The sequence below is a fragment of the Pseudomonas sp. PDM22 genome (assembly GCF_014851965.1).
Taxonomy (GTDB): Bacteria; Pseudomonadota; Gammaproteobacteria; order Pseudomonadales; family Pseudomonadaceae; genus Pseudomonas.
In genome coordinates this window covers 571,301-586,278 of sequence record NZ_JACVAR010000004.1, presented here as the reverse complement: position 1 = coordinate 586,278, position 14,978 = coordinate 571,301, and the positions used below count along the sequence as shown (strand labels likewise).

At 66.2% G+C, this 14,978-nt stretch carries 14 protein-coding genes; 4 read left to right on the top strand and 10 right to left on the bottom strand.

Annotation, left to right across the window (positions count from 1 at the left end; translation table 11 throughout):
- Positions 1-10 precede the first annotated feature (10 nt).
- Together ureG and IB255_RS17580 are read left to right on the top strand one after the other, a co-directional pair.
- A complete protein-coding gene (ureG, locus tag IB255_RS17585) occupies positions 11-625 on the top strand; it encodes an urease accessory protein UreG (protein ID WP_081515570.1) in 615 nt (204 codons plus the stop codon).
- A 73-nt stretch (positions 626-698) separates the two neighbouring features.
- On the top strand, positions 699-1,271 hold the full coding sequence (locus IB255_RS17580) for a HupE/UreJ family protein (RefSeq protein ID WP_081515569.1): 573 nt from the start codon (positions 699-701) through the stop codon (positions 1,269-1,271).
- Positions 1,272-1,535: 264 nt separating this feature from the next.
- On the opposite strand, the gene IB255_RS17575 is transcribed toward IB255_RS17580, so the two are convergent.
- The 9 genes from IB255_RS17575 to IB255_RS17535 all read right to left on the bottom strand — a co-directional run bounded on the left by IB255_RS17575 (position 1,536) and on the right by IB255_RS17535 (position 12,442).
- A complete protein-coding gene (locus IB255_RS17575; RefSeq protein WP_081515568.1) occupies positions 1,536-2,300 on the bottom strand; it encodes an SDR family oxidoreductase in 765 nt (254 codons plus the stop codon).
- A 510-nt stretch (positions 2,301-2,810) separates the two neighbouring features.
- Complete coding sequence (locus tag IB255_RS17570; RefSeq protein WP_081515567.1) at positions 2,811-3,740, bottom strand: ornithine cyclodeaminase family protein; 930 nt, start codon at positions 3,738-3,740, stop codon at positions 2,811-2,813.
- 234 nt (positions 3,741-3,974) lie between these two features.
- Positions 3,975-4,691, bottom strand: a complete 717-nt coding sequence (locus IB255_RS17565) for an ABC transporter ATP-binding protein (RefSeq protein WP_081515566.1) — start codon at positions 4,689-4,691, stop codon at positions 3,975-3,977.
- Complete coding sequence (locus tag IB255_RS17560; RefSeq protein WP_081515565.1) at positions 4,688-5,563, bottom strand: ATP-binding cassette domain-containing protein; 876 nt, start codon at positions 5,561-5,563, stop codon at positions 4,688-4,690. The genes IB255_RS17565 and IB255_RS17560 overlap by 4 nt, the downstream gene beginning before the upstream one ends.
- Positions 5,560-6,864 carry a high-affinity branched-chain amino acid ABC transporter permease LivM gene (livM, locus tag IB255_RS17555; RefSeq protein WP_405307243.1) on the bottom strand — a complete coding sequence of 435 codons (1,305 nt, stop codon included), beginning with the start codon at positions 6,862-6,864 and terminating at the stop codon, positions 5,560-5,562. The genes IB255_RS17560 and livM overlap by 4 nt, the downstream gene beginning before the upstream one ends.
- A 2-nt stretch (positions 6,865-6,866) precedes the next feature.
- Entirely contained in the window at positions 6,867-7,781 is a 915-nt protein-coding gene (locus IB255_RS17550; RefSeq protein WP_081515564.1) for an ABC transporter permease subunit, read from the bottom strand.
- 220 nt (positions 7,782-8,001) lie between these two features.
- A complete protein-coding gene (locus tag IB255_RS17545) occupies positions 8,002-9,135 on the bottom strand; it encodes a branched-chain amino acid ABC transporter substrate-binding protein (protein ID WP_081515563.1) in 1,134 nt (377 codons plus the stop codon).
- A 419-nt stretch (positions 9,136-9,554) separates the two neighbouring features.
- The gene (locus tag IB255_RS17540; RefSeq protein ID WP_081515562.1) at positions 9,555-10,838 is read right to left on the bottom strand and encodes an NAD(P)/FAD-dependent oxidoreductase; all 1,284 of its coding nucleotides are present in this window, start codon (positions 10,836-10,838) and stop codon (positions 9,555-9,557) included.
- Positions 10,839-10,951: 113 nt separating this feature from the next.
- Positions 10,952-12,442, bottom strand: coding sequence for an aldehyde dehydrogenase family protein (locus IB255_RS17535; RefSeq protein WP_081515561.1), 1,491 nt, complete (start codon positions 12,440-12,442; stop codon positions 10,952-10,954).
- Between the two features lie 120 nt (positions 12,443-12,562).
- On the opposite strand from IB255_RS17535, the gene IB255_RS17530 reads away from it, so the two are divergent.
- Positions 12,563-13,456, top strand: a complete 894-nt coding sequence (locus IB255_RS17530) for a LysR family transcriptional regulator (RefSeq protein ID WP_081515560.1) — start codon at positions 12,563-12,565, stop codon at positions 13,454-13,456.
- A gap of 10 nt (positions 13,457-13,466) precedes the next feature.
- Here IB255_RS17530 and IB255_RS17525 read toward each other — a convergent pair whose 3' ends face one another.
- Positions 13,467-14,159: an NrtR DNA-binding winged helix domain-containing protein gene (locus IB255_RS17525; RefSeq protein ID WP_081515559.1), complete on the bottom strand. Its 693-nt coding sequence runs from the start codon at positions 14,157-14,159 to the stop codon at positions 13,467-13,469.
- Positions 14,160-14,328: 169 nt separating this feature from the next.
- Here IB255_RS17525 and IB255_RS17520 point away from each other — a divergent pair, with 169 nt between their 5' ends.
- Positions 14,329-14,976: a nicotinamidase gene (locus IB255_RS17520; protein ID WP_151188479.1), complete on the top strand. Its 648-nt coding sequence runs from the start codon at positions 14,329-14,331 to the stop codon at positions 14,974-14,976.
- Positions 14,977-14,978: the final 2 nt, after the last annotated feature.

The following is a 14,978-nucleotide window of genomic DNA, read 5'->3' as shown; positions in this document are numbered from 1 at the left end:
GAGAACTGCCATGAACTTTCAACCTCTTCGCGTCGGCATCGGCGGCCCGGTGGGCTCCGGCAAGACCGCCCTGACCCTGGCGCTGTGCCGCGCCCTGCGCCAGCGCTACAACATCGCCGTGGTCACCAACGACATCTACACCCAGGAGGACGCGCAGTTCCTGGTGCGCAACGAAGCACTGGAGCCGGAGCGGATCATCGGCGTGGAAACCGGCGGCTGCCCGCACACGGCGATCCGCGAGGACGCCTCGATCAACCTCGAAGCCGTGGACCAGCTCAACCGCCGCTTCCCCGGCCTCGACCTGATCCTGGTGGAGTCCGGCGGCGACAACCTCTCGGCCACCTTCAGCCCCGAGCTGTCGGACCTGACCCTCTACGTGATCGACGTGTCCGCCGGCGACAAGATCCCGCGCAAGGGCGGGCCGGGCATCTGCAAGTCCGACCTGCTGGTGATCAACAAGATCGACCTCGCCCCGCTGGTAGGCGCCTCGCTGGAAGTGATGGACCAGGACGCCTCGCGCATGCGCGGCGACAAGCCCTTCGTCTTCAGCAACCAGAAAACCGGCCAGGGCCTGGCCGAGATCATCACCTTCATCGAGCGCCAGGGCCTGCTGAGCGCAGCCTGATGCCTTCTTCGCGGCCGCGGATGCCGGCCGTTCCATGACCAGACGCTCCATCACAAGAACCAGGGAGTTTTCCATGCAGCTGCGCAAAGCCCTCTACAGCCTGGCGCTGTTCCTCACTCCGGCCGTGGCCTTCGCCCACCCGGGCCACGGCGACCACGGCCTGATCGCCGGCATCGCCCATCCCCTCACCGGCCTCGACCACCTGCTGGCAATGTTTGCCGTCGGGCTCTGGGCCGCGCAGCAGAAAGGCGCGGCGCGGCTGGCGCTGCCGTGCACCTTCGTCGTGACCATGCTGATCGGCGGGCTGCTGGGCTTCGAGGGGCTGGAGATGCCGTTCATGGAGACCGGCATCGCCGCTTCCGTGCTGGCGCTGGGCCTGTGCGTTGCACTGGCGGTGCGTCCGCCGCTGTTCCTGGCGATGGGCGCGACTGCACTGTTCGCCCTCGCCCACGGCGTGGCCCACGGGCTGGAACTGCCGGAGCTGAGCAGCCCGTGGCTGTATGCCGCCGGCTTCGTCGGCGCGACTGCGGCGCTGCATACGGCGGGTTACGGGATCGTTCGCCTGCTGCCGCAGGCGGCTGCACCGCTGGTGCGTTTCGCCGGGCTGGCTTCGGCGGGTGCCGGTGCCTGGCTGCTCGCGGGCTGACCTGCTCGTTTCTACAAGATCAACAGCCCCTCACCCTAACCCTCTCCCGCAAGCGGGAGAGGGGATCGTTCGGCGCGAGTTGAAGCCTCGGCGTCAGCCGGTACGGACGGCTCCTCTCCCAGAGGGAGAGAAGGCAGTTTGGTGCAGGATGAAGCCTCGATGTCAGCCGGCTCGGACGGCCCCCTCTCCCTCTGGGAGAGGGCTGGGGTGAGGGAGAAGTCCCGGCACGGACACCCCGGAGTACGACGGTTAGCCGACCGCACATCACCCCTTGCGATGCACCGCAAACCCTGCCCACGCCTGGCTCACCGGCATGATTTCCAGGGTGTTGATGTTGATGTGCGGCGGCTGGTTCATGATCCAGTGGATGGTCTCGGCAATGTCCGCGGACTGGATCGGCTCGGCGCCCGCGTAGGTCTTGTCGTACTTCGCCTGGTCACCGCCGAAGCGCACCAGGGAGAATTCGCTCTCGCACATGCCCGGCTCGAGGTTGGTGACGCGCACGCCGGTGCCCTGCAGGTCGCAACGCAGGTTCAGCGAGAACTGCTCGACGAAGGCCTTGGTCGCGCCATACACGTGACCGCCCGGATAGGGCCAGTGGCCGGCCACCGAACCCAGGTTGAGGATGCTCGCGCCCGGGCCATGGGCGATCAGGCGCGGCAGCAGCAGGCGGGTGGCGTACATCAGGCCCTTGATGTTGGTGTCCACCATGGTGTCCCAGTCATCCAGCTCGCAGTTCTGCGCAGGGTCGGTACCCAGGGCGAGGCCGGCGTTGTTGATCAGGCCACGCAGCTTGGCGAACTTCTCCGGCAGGCTGTCCACCGCAGCGGTCATCGCCGCGCGGTCGCGCACGTCGAGCACCAGCGGCAGTACCTCGGTCTCGGCGGAAAGCTCCTGGGCCAGCGCATTCAGGCGCTCCTCGCGACGGCCGGTGATCACCAGCGACCACCCGTCACGGGCGAAACGCCGCGCGCAGGCTTCGCCGAAGCCGGAAGTGGCGCCGGTAATGAACAGAGTGGGAGTAGTCATCACAGATATCCTCTTGCTGGGCACTGCCGTCGCCGATGCATGCCGGGGAATCGTACGGTGCGCGTTCTTGTCGGTCGGCCGAGCATAACAGCCCGAACCCGCCGCGTTGCGTTACAGCCGCGCTGGATAAAACCCGAACAGCCGCCTGAAAGCCCCATGGCCACGGGCCTGCCGCGAGTTGCGCCCACCTTTTCCACAGGCTGCTCCACGGATTCTGTGGGCAAGCGGAATGCCGATTTCCCCCTGGACGATTTTCGAGCGCCCCGCCGCACGCCCCGCCGTCGCTGCGCTGGAGAGGTTCTTCCCAAGGTTATCCACAGGTCTTTCAACGGCTGACGGGGACAACTATCGGAGGCGCGGAACTTTTCCGCGAAGCCGTACCTGTCCATCCATACAGGGGTTGCGGGATGATCGAGCAGAAATCGACCGCCTCGGGCGGCACCTGCTGCCATGGGGCCTGGCGAGGTTCTCCCAGACGTTATCCACAGGCCGGCCCACAGATTTTCTGGATTAATTCACGGCAAGCAGCAGGCGCGCGGCGATCAGGTCTTCCAGTGCATAACCCACGGACTTGAACAGGGTGATCTCGCTGTCGTCCTTGCGTGCGCCGCGACCGCTCAGGAGGTCGGCCAACTGGCAGTGGATAGCACTCTCGTCGATCACGCCTTCGCTTACCGGGATCAGCAGGTCGCCCGCCTCTTCCAGCGCACCTTCGCGGGTATCGACCACAATGCGCGCGCGGCGCACGGCTTCGCTGTCGGTCTCGCGCATGGACGGCAGAAAGGCGCCGACCAGGTCGAGGTGGCAGCCCGAGCGCAGCCAGGCGCCATGGACGATGGGTTCGCGCGAGGTGGTGACACAGCTGATGCAGTCCGCCGCCGCCACGCCGCCGCGCAGATCGATGCAGGCATGAGCGGGATAGCCTTCGTCCTGCAGCTGCTTCACCAGCGCATGGACCTTGTCTTCGTGTCGGCCCCAGACGGCGACGTCCTCGTATTCGCGTACCGAACAGTGGGCGCGGACCATGTGCGGCGCCAGGGTGCCGCTGCCGACCACCAGCAGCCGGCGGGCATCGCGGCGCACCAGGTAATCGGCGGCCAGCGCGGAGGTGCAGGCAGTGCGCCGGGCGGTCATTTCCGAGGCCTCGAGCATCGCCAGCGGGCGCCCCGTCTCGCCGTCGAACAGGCAGAACAGCGCGGCCACGGCTGGCAGGTTCTTCGCTCCGTTGCCGGGGAAGACGGTGACCAGCTTCACGCCGATGTCCTGCCCCGGCTGCCACACCGGCATGGTCAGCAGCGAGGCATTGCCGGGCAATTCATGGCAGCCGCGAACCGGGGCTTCGCAGGGTCCGGCGAGGCCGATGCGCAGGGCTTCGATCAGCTGGGGATAACTCAGGCGCTCGGCGACGTCGGCGTTGGTGAGAAAGCGGAGGTCTTGCATGGAAACCCCTCTTGGAGAAAACGGTGGGTAGTCCGCTCCGAAGATCAAGAGCCCCTCACCCTAACCCTCTCCCGCAAGCGGGAGAGGGGACCGTTCGGAGCAGGATGAAACCACGGAGTCAGCCGGCACGATCTGCCCCCTCTCCCTCCGGAGCGGGGCGCGCAGCCAGGGTTGGGGTGAGGGCAGGAGGCCGCACCGACCCTCCATAGAAAGACAGCTACGAAAGGTGGCGCGTCAGTGCCCGCCCAGATACGCGTTGCGAACCTCCTGGTTGCCCAGCAGCTCGGCGCCGGTGCCGCTCAGGCGAATCTCGCCGTTGACCATCACGTAGCCACGGTCGGACAGCTTCAGTGCGTGGTTGGCGTTCTGCTCCACAAGGAACAGCGTCATCCCGCTCTTGGCCAGCTCGCGCAGGGTCTGGAATATCTGCTTGACCACGATGGGTGCGAGGCCCAGCGAGGGTTCGTCGAGCAGCAGCAGCTTGGGCCGGCTCATCAGCGCGCGGGCGATGGCGAGCATCTGCTGCTCGCCGCCGGACATGGTCATGGCGCGCTGGTTGCGCCGCTCCTTCAGGCGCGGGAAGAGGTCGAACATGCGCTGCATGTCCTCCTGGGCGTGGTCCATGCCGACGGGAATGGTGCCCATCAGCAGGTTCTCCTCCACCGTCATGTCGGGGAACACCCGGCGCCCCTCCGGCGACTGCGCGATGCCGTTGGAGGCCACGTAGTGCGCCGACTTGTGGCGGATGTCCTGGCCCTTGTAGAGGATCGCGCCACCGGCTGCGCGCGGCTGGCCGAAGATCGACATCAGCAGCGTCGACTTGCCCGCGCCGTTGGCGCCGATCAGCGCCACGGTTTCCCCTTCGTTGACGGTCAGCGAGACTTTCTTCAGCGCCTGGATCGGCCCGTAGAACACATCGACCTCAAGGAATTCCAACATCGGCGCCGTCATGCCAGCTCCTCTTCGTCTGCGCCGAGATAGGCGGCGATCACTTTCTCGTTGTGGCGGATCTCGTCCGGCGCGCCACGGGCAATGACCACGCCGTGGTCGAGCACGATGATGTGGTCGGAGATGTTCATCACCATGCCCATGTCGTGTTCGATCAGCAGCACGGTGATGCCGTGGTGGTCGCGCAGGTAGCGCACGATGCGCGCCAGCGCCTGGGTTTCGGCCGGGTTCAGGCCGGCGGCGGGTTCGTCGAGGCAGATCAGCTCGGGCCGGGTGCACATGGCGCGGGCGATCTCCAGGCGGCGCTGCTGCCCGTAGGACATCTCGCCGGCCAGGCGGTTGGCGCAGTCCACCAGGTCCACCACTTCCAGCCAGTAAAAGGCGTGGTCCAGCGCCTCGCTTTCCGCGCGGCGGTAGCCGGGGGTGTTGAGCACGCCGGCGATGAGGTTGCGGTTGACGAACATGTGCTGGGCCACCAGCAGGTTCTCCACCACCGACATCTCGCGGAACAGCCGGATGTTCTGGAAGGTGCGCGCCAGCCCTGCGCGGTTCACCAGGTGGGTGCCGCCGAACATCTTGTAGTACAGGCGGTTGCCGAACTGCGCCGGGTTGACGAAATCGCCGCCCTGGAACGGCTGGCCGAGCACCTTGATGACGTCGGTGGTGCCGCCCTGGGTGTTGAGCAGGATGTTGCCGCCGGTAGCCTTGTAGAAGCCGGTGAGGCAGTTGAACACCGTGGTCTTGCCGGCGCCGTTGGGGCCGATCAGCGCGCTGATGGAGCCGCGCTCCACGTCGAGGTTGACGTCGTTGAGCGCCTTGATGCCGCCGAAGTGCATCATCAGGTGCTCGACGCTGAGGATCTTGTCACCGCTCATGGCGCCACCCCCTTGCGGACGGCGAAGCCCGAGCGGCTGATGCGGATCAGCCCGCGCGGGCGCCAGATCATCATCAGCACCATGAGGATGCCGAACAGCAGCACGCGGTAGTCGGCGAAGCTGCGCAGCAGTTCCGGCGCCACGGTGAGGACGAAGGCGGCGATCACCACGCCCACCGTCGAGCCCATGCCGCCCAGCACCACGATGGCGAGGATCAGCGCGGACTCGAAGAAGGTGAACGACGACGGGTTGACGAAGCCCTGGTAGCTGGCGAAGAACACCCCGGCCAGGCCTGCGGTAGAGGCGCCGAGCATGAACGCCGAGAGCTTCACCAGCACGTGGTTCAGGCCCATGGCGCGGCAGGCGATCTCGTCCTCGCGCAGCGCTTCCCAGGCGCGGCCGACCGGCATGCGGGTCAGCCGGTGCTTGATGTAGAGCACCAGCAGCACCACCAGGAAGAGCACCACGTAGATGAACAGGAACTTGAAGTTCTGGTTGTAATCGATGCCGAGGAACTCGTGGATCGGCGTGCCGCCCTCCTTCGCCCGGCGACCGAATTCGAGGCCGAAGAAGGTCGGCGACGGCACCGGCATGCCGTTCGGGCCGCCGGTGAAGGACAGCCAGTTGTTGAGGATCAGGCGGATGATCTCGCCGAAGCCCAGGGTCACGATGGCCAGGTAGTCACCGTGCATCCGCAACACCGGGAAGCCCAGCAGCGCCCCCGCCAGCGCGGCGACGATGGCCGCCAGCGGCAGCACCGTCCAGAAGCCCAGGCCCAGGTACTGGTAACCCAGCGCGAGGCCGTAGGCGCCGATGGCGTAGAAGGCCACGTAGCCGAGGTCGAGCAGGCCGGCGAGGCCGACCACGATGTTCAGGCCCAGGCCCAGCAGCACATAGATCAGCCCGAGGATGATCACGGTGAGCAGGTACTTGCTGGCGAAGAACGGGAAGATCACCGCGGCGAGGATCACCAGCGGGACTATCCAGCGCAGGCGCGTCTTGTAGCCCGGCGGCAGGACGCTGATGCCCGAGTCGGAGCTTTCGAAGCGGTCCATGATGCGGCTGCCGGCCGGGGTCTGCAGGTACAGGCTGAGCAGCAGGCGGCCGAGCATCACCGCGCCGATCATCCAGGCGAGGCGCACCGGTTCGAGCTTGAAGCTGTAGCCGTCGAGCACGATGCCGACGATGGGGCCGAAGACGATCAGGGCAATGAGACCGGCGAGCACGGTGTCGACCAGGCTCTTCTTGATATCGATGCGCGCAGTCTTGGGCGCGGCTGAAGTCTGGGAGGCGGACATCATGCTTACACCTTCGACACCTGGGGACGACCCAGGAGCCCTTGCGGCCGGAAGATCAGGATGGTCACCAGCAGGCCGAAGGCGAACACGTCCTTGAAGTCGGTATTCACCATGCCCGAGAACTGCGCCTCGGCCACGCCCAGGATCAGCCCGCCGAGCATCGCACCGGGCAGCGAGCCGATGCCGCCGAGCACGGCGGCGGTGAACGCCTTGATGCCGATGATGAAGCCCGCGTAGAAGTCGAAGGTGCCGTAGTTCATGGTGATCAGCACGCCGGCCAGCGCGGCCATGGCGGCACCGATGATGAACACGTAGGAGATCACCCGGTCGGTGTTGATCCCCAGGATCGAGGCCATCTTGCGGTCCTGCTGGGTGGCGCGGCACATGCGCCCGAGCTTGGTGTACTGGATCACGTAGGTCAGCACCGCCATGCCGACGAAGGCGGCGATGAGGATGAACACCTTGGTGTAGGTCAGTTGCACGAAGCCTTCGCCGATGTGGAACTTGAAGGCGCCGTCGAGCAGGGTCGGCACGCCTTGCTGGCGCGGGCCCTGGGCCAGTTGCACGTAGTTCTGCAGGATCAGCGACATGCCGATGGCGGAGATCAGCGGGGCCAGGCGCGTGGAGTTGCGCAGCGGCTTGTAGGCGATGCGCTCGATCACCCAGCCATAGACGCCGGTGACGAAGATGGTGAAGACCAGCGTGCCGAGGATCAGCAGCGGGAAGGACTGCAAGCCGAAGAAGGCCAGCAGTGCCAGGCCGACGGCGGAGAGGTAGGCGGAGATCATGTACACCTCGCCATGGGCGAAGTTGATCATGCCGATGATGCCGTAGACCATCGTGTAGCCGATGGCGATCAGGCCGTAGACCGACCCCAGGGTCAGCCCGTTGATCATTTGCTGGAGGAAAATACCGTCCACGATTGGGTACTCACACAGACAGGGCAGGGAAGGCTGGCGGCAAGCGGGCTGAACGGCTCGTGACCGTCGCCGGGCAAGCGCCGACCTGCGGGGATACCGGCACCGCTCGTGGCGGCGCCGGCAGATCGCACGGGGTGCGCAATCGCTGCGCGGGGCACCGCTTCACCGGCCTGGCGGGCCTGGCCGGTGAAGCTCGGGAGCCTCGACAGGAGCCGGCCCCTTACTTCTGTTTCTCCAACTGGTGGTACTTGCCCTTGTCGTCCCACTGGTAGACGACATAGTCGGAGACCTTCAGGTCGCCCTTCTCATCCCACTCCTTCTTGCCCATGACGGTGTCGACCGGGTGGGTGTGCAGCCACTTGCTGGCCGCCTGGGGATCGTTCTTGCCAGCGCCGTTGAAGGCGGCGGCCAGTGCCTGAACCGAGGCGTAGGCGTACAGGGTGTAGCCTTCGGGCTCGAAGCCGCTGGCGCGGAACTTGTCCACCACGGCCTTGCCTTCGGGAATCAGGCGCGGGTCGGCGCCGAAGGTCATCAGCACACCCTTGGTGTACTGCGGGCCGCCGGCGGTGGTGACCAGTTCGTCGGTGACGATGCCGTCGTCGGAGAAGAACACGGTGGTCAGGCCCTGCTCGCGCATCTGCCGGACCAGCGGACCGGCCTCGGGGTGCAGGCCGCCGAAGAACACCACTTCCGCGCCCGAGGAACGGATCTTGGTGACCAGGGCATTGAAGTCCTTCTCACCGCGGGTCAGACCCTCGTAGAGCACTTCGGTGACGCCCAGCTTGTTCAGTTGCGCCTTGGTCGCGTCCGCCAGGCCCTGGCCGTAGGTGTCCTTGTCGTGGATAACCGCGACCTTCTTGGCCTTCAGCACGTTAACGATGTAGTTGCCGGCGACCACGCCCTGCTGGTCGTCGCGGCCGCACATGCGGAACATGCCGGCAAGGCCACGCTCGGTGACTTTCGGGTTGGTCGAGCCGGGGGTGATGGTGATGAGGCCGGCCTCGTCATAGACCTCGGAGGCGGGAATGGTGTTGGAGGAACAGAAGTGGCCGACGACACCCACGGCCTTGTCCTGGTCAACCAGACGGTTGGCAACGGCCACGGCCTGCTTCGGCTCACAGGCGTCGTCGGCCTTCACCAGCTTGATCTTTTCCCCGTTGACGCCACCGGCGGCGTTGATTGCGTCGGCGGCCATATTGGCGCCGCGCCAGTACTGTTCACCGAACGAGGCGTTCGCCCCGGTATGCGGACCCGCGACCCCGATAACGACATCGGCCTGTACTACGGAAGACACGCCCAGTGCGGTGGTTACCGCCAGAGCCAGAAAGCCTTTTCTGAAAATCTTCTGCGACATGGAGTTTTGCTCCTGAGGGTTTTTGTAATGGCGCGTTGTATTTCTTGTTGGCGATTTCTCGTGTAGCGATTCAGCGACTTAGCGATCAATCAACAGCAAGCGGCGTGCCATTCGTTTTTGTTATTAACCAAGTCCTACAGCAAAAACAGCCCGAGCTGGCAGACATCAAGTGCTAGACACGTGCAACCCATTGAAAGCATAAGGTGCAACCCGGCAGGCAAAAGGGTGCAACCCGACTTCTCGTGGGCTGGCTTTTTCCAGCCACCACAGGCGCAACCCCAACCGTAACCATCGCTGTCACCGAACTGCACATCCGCGGTGCAGACCCGTCGGGGTAACGCACCATAAGAGGCTAGACCAAAGTGCAGCGAGCGTTGGCGGGTCAAACCGGGGCGGCCCTCGCCCCGCCTTGAGCAGCGTCAGATCACCACCCGCAGGCATTGCCCGGCGTGGTAGAGGGAGAAGCCGGCTTCGTACAGACAGCTGCGCAGGCCCACCGCGGAGATTTCCTCCATGGGCCTGAGCGGCATCGGCAAGGCGCTGGCGTCACCGTCCAGCAGGAAGTCGGCGAAGGCCTTGCCTACCACCGTGCCGGTGGTGACGCCACGGCCGTTGTAGCCGCTCATGGCGACCAGCCCCGGCGCCGGCTCGAACAGGCGCATGAGGTGATCGGGGGTGAAGTCGATGCAGCCGGTCCAGGTGAACTCCCAGTCCACCTTGCCCAGCCTGGGAAAGTAGTGCTGCTGGATGCGGTCGGCCCAGCTTTTCAGGAACCATGCCGGCTTGCCGGTACCCTTGCCGAGGCTGCCGAGCAGCAGGCGGCCGTCGGCGTCACGGCGGATGCTGCTGAGCACCTGGCGGGTATCCCAGGAGCCCTGCCCGCCCGGCAGGATGCGCGCGGCTTCCGCGCCCTCCAGCGGGCGCGAGGCAACCTGGTAGTAGTAACCAGGGAAGAAGGTGCGGCGCAGCTGCGTCCACTCGCCTTCGGTGTAGGCGCTGGAGGCGATCACCACCTTGTCGGCGGTGACCACGCCGCCGGCAGTGATCACGTTCCACGCGCTGCCCACGCGCACCAGGCCAACCACCAGGGAATGGTGGTACAACTCGCCGCCCAGGCCGACCACCGCTCGGGCCAGGCCGCTGACGTAGCCCATGGGATTGAGCGTGCCGGCGCGGCGGTCCAGCAGTGCGCCAGCAATCTTGTCGGTGCCGCAAGCCTGTTCGCAGTCGGCACCGGTGAGCAGTTCCACCGGCGCCCCGCGGCGGCCCCATTGTTCGCAGCGGCTGCGCAGATCCGCCAGGCCACGGGCGTTGTGCGCCATGTGCAGCGTGCCTTCGCGGCGCGCCTGGCAATCGATGGCGTACTTGTCGATCAGCGAGAACACCAGCGAGGGCGCGTTGCCGAGCATGCGGTTGACCCGCTGCCCGATCTCCGCGCCCATGCCGGCTTCGATCTCGTCCGGGGGAATCCACAGGCCGGCGTTGACCAGCCCGACGTTGCGCCCCGAGCCACCATGCCCGGTGGTGTGGGCTTCCAGCACGCAGACCTTCTGGCCGCGCTCCAGCAGATGCAGCGCGGCGGACAGGCCGGTGAAGCCCGCGCCGATGACACACACGTCGACCCTGCGATCCCCGCGCAGCTCCGGGGCTTCCGGGCGGTCGGGAGTCAGGTGTTCCCACAGACACTCTTGGCGAAGCGACATCCAGCGATCCTTCTACGCGAACCTTTGTGAATGACTCTGTACTGCGTGTTTCTCGTAGGGCGGATAACCGCAAGCGGTTATTCGCCCTACGTTGAGCGCGCGGAAACTCGGCCTCAGTCGAAGACTATGCCCTGGGCCAGCGGCAGTTCCCGCGAGTAGTTCACGGTGTTGGTCTGCCGGCGCATGTAGCCCTTCCAGGCGTCGGAGCCGGACTCGCGGCCGCCGCCGGTTTCCTTCTCGCCACCGAAGGCGCCGCCGATCTCCGCGCCGCTGGGGCCGATGTTGACGTTGGCGATGCCGCAGTCGCTGCCCACCGCCGAGATGAAGGCTTCCGCCTCGCGCAGGTCCGTGGTGAAGATGCAAGACGACAGGCCCTGGGGCACGCCGTTGTTCAGCGCCACCGCATCGTTGAAGTCCTGGTAGGGCACCACGTAGAGGATCGGCGCGAAAGTCTCGCTGCGCACCACATCGCTCTGCTCGGGCATCTCGACGATGGCCGGCGACACGTAGTAGGCCTCGGGGAATTTCTCGGCCAGCTGGCGCTCGCCGCCGAACACCACGCCGCCCTCACCACGCGCCTGCTCCAGCGCGCCCTGCATGGCGAGGAAACTGCGCTCGTCGATCAGCGGGCCGACCAGGTTGCCTTCCAGCGGATGGCCGATGCGCACCTTGGCGTAGGCGGTCTTCAGGCGGCTGACGAACTCGTCCTTCACCGACTCGTGTGCAATCAACCGGCGCAGGGTGGTGCAGCGCTGCCCGGCGGTGCCGACGGCGCTGAACAGCACGGCGCGCACGGCCATGTCGAGGTCGGCGCTGGGCGCCAGGACCATCGCGTTGTTGCCACCCAGTTCGAGGATGCTGCGGCCGAAACGGGCCGCCACGCGCGGGCCGACTTCGCGACCCATGCGGGTGCTGCCGGTGGCGCTGACCAGGGCGACGCGCACGTCGTCCACCAGCGCTTCGCCGGCGCTGCGATCACCGATCACCACCTGACTCAGGTGCGCCGGGGCGTCACCGAACTTGCTCAGTGCGCGCTCGAACAGCGCCTGGCAGGCCAGCGCGGTGAGCGGGGTCTTCTCCGATGGCTTCCACACCACCGAGTTACCGCAGACCAGCGCCAGCGCGGTGTTCCACGACCACACGGCGACCGGGAAGTTGAAGGCGCTGATCACCCCAACCACGCCCAGCGGGTGCCAGGTCTCGCGCATGTGGTGGCCGGGGCGCTCGGAGGCGATGGTCAGGCCGTAGAGCTGGCGCGACAGGCCGACGGCGAAGTCGCAGATGTCGATCATCTCCTGCACTTCGCCCAGGCCTTCCTGGGTGATCTTGCCGGCCTCCCAGGACACCAGCTCGCCGAGAGCCGCCTTGCTCGCACGAAGCTCCTCGCCGAACAGTCGCACCAGTTCGCCACGGCGCGGCGCCGGCACCTTGCGCCAGGCGTCAAAGGCATGGGCGGCGCGGCCGATCTTCTGCTCCACCTCGGCGGCGCTTTCCAGGCGCACCGCGCCCAGGCGGCTGCCGTCGATGGGAGAGTGGATGACCTGATCGCCACCGGTGACCAGGCGGGCATCGACGCCGAGGGATTCGAGCAATGCGGAAATCATGCGGACTCCAGTTCGTTTCAGATGACCTGACGGAATGCCAGCAGTAATAAACGGCTTGCCGAGGCACAACAAACGACGTTTCCTATGCACATCATTCCGTAAATTCATGAACTGCCCGCCATGCTGAGCAAACGCCACCTGCCGTCCATGACCGCCCTGCAATGCTTCGAAGCGGTGGCGCGGCACCTGAGTTTCACCCGTGCCTCCGAAGAGCTGAACCTGACCCAGAGCGCGGTCAGCAAGCAGGTCGCGCAACTGGAGGAAATGCTCCAGCACCTGCTGTTCCGCCGTGTGCGCCGCCGCCTGCAACTGACCCCGGCGGGCGACCTGTACCTGGTAGAGGTGCGCAAGATCCTCACGCAGGTGGAGATGTCCACCCACTACCTGCTGTCCTACGGCGGCGAAACCGAGGTGCTGCGCGTGGCGACGCCGCCGACCTTCGGCGCGCGCTGGCTGATCCCGCGGCTGAACGGCTGGCGCCATCGCCACCCGAACATCCACCTGGACCTGCGCCAGGAACTGGAGCCCGGCGACCTGCTGCAATCGCGCTGCGATATCGCGTTCTTCTTCGGCGCCGCCACCCTGCCCGGCGCGGAGTGCGTGGCGCTGTTCGGCGAGGAGATGGTGCCGGTGTGCTCACCGGCGATCCTGCCGGCGCAGCCGCTGAGCGACCCGACCCAGCTGGCGGACCTGGTCCTGCTGCAGAACGCCACGCGCCAGGAAGCCTGGCACGAGTGGTTCCTCAGCCTCGGCCAGCACAGCGAGCACAGCTACCACGGGCCGCGTTTCGACACCTTCTACATGTGCATCCGCGCAGCTCAAGCCGGCTGCGGCGTGGCGCTGCTGCCGCGGTTCCTGGTGGAAGAGGAGCTGAGCGAAGGCAAGCTGGTGATCGCCTGGCAGCACGGCCTGCAGAGCCGCAGCGGCTATTACCTGGCGTACCCCGAGCATGCGGCGGCGGTGCCCAAGGTCAGGGCGTTCGTCGAGTGGATCGGGGAGCGGATGGAGGGCTAGCGCCGGGCGTTCAGACCAGTAGACTCCGATCAAACACAAACGCCCCATCCCCCTGCGGCGTAAAACGCAGCACATGTTGTGGCCGTCCCATCGGCGGCTGGTGGCGTTCGCCGGTGTCTTCCACCCAGCCCGCCGCCTTCATCCGCTCCAGTCGGCCGCGCAGGCTGGAATGCTGGATTTCCTCGCCGATGGACCACTCGAAGGCCTTCAGCGCCTCGGCCACGGTGAAGCGCTCCGGCAGCAGGTGCAGCGGCAGCGCGCTGTACACCGACTTGCCCGCCAGCCGCTCGCAGGCCTGCTGCACGAGCTGGGTGTGGTCGAAGGGCAAGGCGAAACGCTCGCTGCGTACGGACTCCAGCGGCACGAAGTCCAGGTCGTCGGCGGCCAGCTCGATGTCTGGCGCCACCAGCACGAGGTAGAACACGCTCAGGGACCAGCCGCGCGGGTCACGCACCGCATTGCCCACGGTCGCCACCTGCTCCATGTACGCCGGCTTCACCCGCGCCTTTTCACGCAGTGCGCGCAAGGCGGCATCATCCAGACCATGGTCGGCGCAGCGGCCATTGATCAGCACGCCGGGCAGCGCCCACTGCCCCTCGAACGGCGCCTTGGCGCGACGGATCAGCAGCAGCTCCAGCCCACGCTCGGCGTTCAGGCGCAACGCCACGATATCCACGGTGGCCAGCACTTCAGCGGTACTCATCGATGCTCCTCCCATGCTTCCTCACCGGAAGAAGCCTTGCGACTTATTTCACCATGTACAGAAAGCATCTTCCACCTCTGGGCATTTTTCATCTTTCTGCTTGACGACTTATTTCACGTCGTGAATTATGTAGCCACGACAGACCACCAACGGTCAAGCGGAGGCTTCCATGAACCTGATCGCCAGCTTCGACGTAGACGCCCAGAAGAGCTTCACCCCGCTCTGCCCTAATGAACTGCCAGTGCCCGGCGGTGACGCCATCGGCGGCGCCCTCAACCTGATGGCCGAACGCGCCAGCCTGCGCCTGGGCAGCAAGGACGCCCACAGCCCGCAAGCGCCCTGGGTAGTGAGCGAGCCGGCACAGATGCTGCAACCGCTCGCCCTGCCCAACGCCGACCTCACCTGGGTCAGCCACTGCGTGCCGGGCACGCCGGGCTTCGAGCTGCTGGACGAATTGCCCAGGCCGATGGACTACGACTTCTTCATCTGGAAGGGCGTGGAGCCGGACCTGCACCCCTACGGTGCGTGCTACCACGACCTGGCGGAGCGACGCAGCACCGGGGTGATCGAATACCTGCGGCAGAACGCGGTCAGCCATGTACTGGTGGGCGGCCTGGCGCTGGACTACTGCGTGAAGACCACCGCACTGCAACTGCGCCGCGCCGGCTTCCAGGTGCTGCTGTACCTGCCGGCCTGCCGCGCCATCGCGGAGGACACCGCGAAGGCCGCCTGCAATGAAATGCGCAGCGCCGGGGTCATCCTCTGCGCCAACGAGAACGAACTGGACGAGGCCCTCTGGGGCATCAGGGAGAATTGATC